General features: G+C 51.6%; 2 protein-coding genes. One reads left to right on the top strand and one right to left on the bottom strand.

Translation table 11 applies throughout. The features are described 5' to 3' along the window. A partial coding sequence (locus ABYW01_RS18830; RefSeq protein WP_372835831.1) for an HAD family hydrolase occupies positions 1-1,570 on the bottom strand: 1,570 nt, incomplete at its 3' end. Positions 1,571-1,901: 331 nt separating this feature from the next. Here ABYW01_RS18830 and ABYW01_RS18825 point away from each other — a divergent pair. Beyond that, the coding region (locus ABYW01_RS18825) for an MBL fold metallo-hydrolase (RefSeq protein ID WP_372835829.1) at positions 1,902-2,694 on the top strand (793 nt) is incomplete at its 3' end.

The raw sequence follows: 2,694 nt of genomic DNA, 5'->3' as shown, positions 1-2,694 counted from the left end.
GCTGGTCCCAAAGTGCACCGTTAAAAAATACACTGGTGATCCCGGCAGATTTTGCGGCGATCACATCGGTTGTACTATCGCCCACGTACCAAACATCCGCGCCCAGCGGGATATCCAGATTCACTGCCGCTTTGAACACCTGATCAGGGTGAGGTTTACGTTTCACCGTGTCATCGCCACAGATGTCGGTATCGAACAATTCAGCCCAACCGTCTCCATCGATGGTATTAAGCTCATGAACAAAGAACTCCCGGTCGCGATTGGTGATGACACCTACGGTTAACCCCAGACCGCGTAGCCCTTCGAGTACCTGTTTAACCTTGGGTTCAAAGGGAAGCGCAGTGCCGTAATATTTGCGGTAGTGCTTGGTGAATCCTTGATGGGCCAGCTGCTTGGCGGCCTGATTGTCGGCAAACAGGATCTCGAAGATGTCGGTACGGGAGATCTTTCGGTCCAGCTTGATTTTTGGGTGCAGGCTCAGGTTGTCACGGACATACTCAACTAACCGCATATCATCGGGTGACTTACAGTGATCTGGTTCAACCAGATGATCAAGCAGCCCCAGTTCTCGCAGCTCCTTCAGCATATCGTCCACGGCGTGGTACATAGCGTCCAATGTATCAACCAGTGTGGCGTGCCAGTCGAACAGCACTACCCTCGGATAGGTTAATTTTGCCAAGGCCGGGTGCCAGTCGGGTTCTTCCCGTGGTGGCGGTGGCTGCAGGGGCGGCAGTCGGGTGGGGCGTTGGTGGGTGAGCGCTGAATCGATCTTTTTTTGGCGGTGTGAAGCTTCAACCTGATCGATCAGGTCATCAAAGCTGTGGACGATGTGATCCGGTCGGTGTTCGTCATGGTCGACGACCGAGAAGGTGTATTCAAACCACGAGGCATCCCATAAAGCGCCATTGTAAAAGATCGCGGTGATGTCTGCTTTGCTGGCGGTGATCATGTCCGTCAGGCTGTCGCCGACATACCAAACATCCTTGCCTACCGATTCATCCAGCGATTCAATGGCCTCAATAAGTGGGTCAGGTGCGGGTTTATAACGGCGTGCTTCATTGCCACACAAGCTGGTATCGAACAGGTTTTTCCAGCGTCCATTGTCGATATGAGCCAGTTCGTGGTCGAGAAACTCACGACTGCGGTTGGTCACTACACCAATTTTGATACCCAGTTTTTTAAGATAGCAGAGGTAGTCGTACACGCCATCCTGAAACGGATACACCTTGCCGTAGTGGTTGCGATAACACTCGTTATAAGCGTGATGGGCAATAGCATTGGCTTCTTCGTTTTCGCCAAACAGTGCATCAAATATGTCGGTACGGGAGATACGCTGTTCGGCCAGTACGCGCGGATGCAGGTGGCGGAAGATGCGAATATAACGCAGCAGTTTCTCGTCTTCCTTGGTTTTTGCTTCAGCTTCAGGACGCAGGTGCCGAACCAGATCCAATTCGTCTACCTGAGACAGCATCTCTTCAATGGCCTGGTACATGGCCTCGTGGGTGTTTACGAGGGTGCCATGCCAGTCAAACAGCATGACTTTTGGGAAGGGGAGGTCTGGTCTTTCCATAATGAGATTCCTTTCTTGGAGTCAATGGAATGCAAAGCCGATTGGATTAAGTATATGCGACGATTTAGGCGAGTCACGAAAGAGGACGTAGAAATCTATTCGAGATTGTTTTTGCACGAGTATGAAAGGGTAAGCGCCATCAGTCAGTAGGGCCTGAAAGGAGTAGCGATATTTTAGAAGGCAGGCTTTGATGAGGTGAGGGTCTGTCCGAATAAGTTAACTAAATGACTGTTTTTGATATTGTGCACTGCGGAATAGCGTTGCAGACTGGTTGTTTATCCCGGTTGTTGTAAAGAGACCGATCTGTTTCCTATCTGTGAATGAGGTTGCTATGAACGCAGTCGTCGCCGCTGACTTTGATACGCCCGCTAAAGGGGCTGTGGTTGAGATTGCCCCCGGTATTCTCTGGTTACGTATGCCGCTGCCATTTGAGTTAGACCATATCAACCTCTACCTGTTGGCAGATGGCGATGGATGGGTGGCGATCGATTGTGGTATCGCCGGGCCTCAAACTGAGCAAGTATGGGAATCGGTATTTGATGAGCACCTGCAAGGCAAGCCGGTTACACGGGTCATCGCTACGCATTCACATGTTGATCACCTGGGGGCGGCGGGATGGTTGTGTCGCTACTGGGATGCTCCGCTGCTGATCACGCGCCCCGAATATGATTTTGCTACTCACTTTCTGGCAGAGGCTCACGCGCCTGAACCCGAAGAGCAGGTTGATCGGGTGCAGTTCTTTCATCATATGGGGATGGATGCGAAAAAGGCGACCACGTTGTTGGATATCGGCGGATCGATTGCAGGTCTCTTTGATGTGTTGCCTCAAGACCCGCAGTGGTTATCTCACGGGATGTCGCTTTCAATCGAGGGTGAGCGCTGGCAGGTGATTGTATCTGAAGGCCACACCATTGCGCACGCATCACTGTATTGCGCTGATAAGGGTGTGTTGATTTCAGGTGATCAGGTGTTGCCACGGATCAGCTCCAATGTGAGCACTCGGGCGCAGGACCCTGATGGCAATCCACTGAATCACTGGCTGGGCTCGCTTGATGCGTTAAAAATACTGCCGAATGATACGCTGGTATTGCCCTCTCACGAATACCCGTTTTTTGGTTTGCATC

Origin of the sequence: Pontibacterium sp. (assembly GCF_041587635.1) — a bacterium.
In the GTDB taxonomy this organism is placed as follows: Bacteria; Pseudomonadota; Gammaproteobacteria; order Pseudomonadales; family Balneatricaceae; genus Pontibacterium.
The sequence above is the reverse complement of the archived record's forward strand: the minus strand, read 5'-3'. Positions and strand labels throughout refer to the sequence as shown.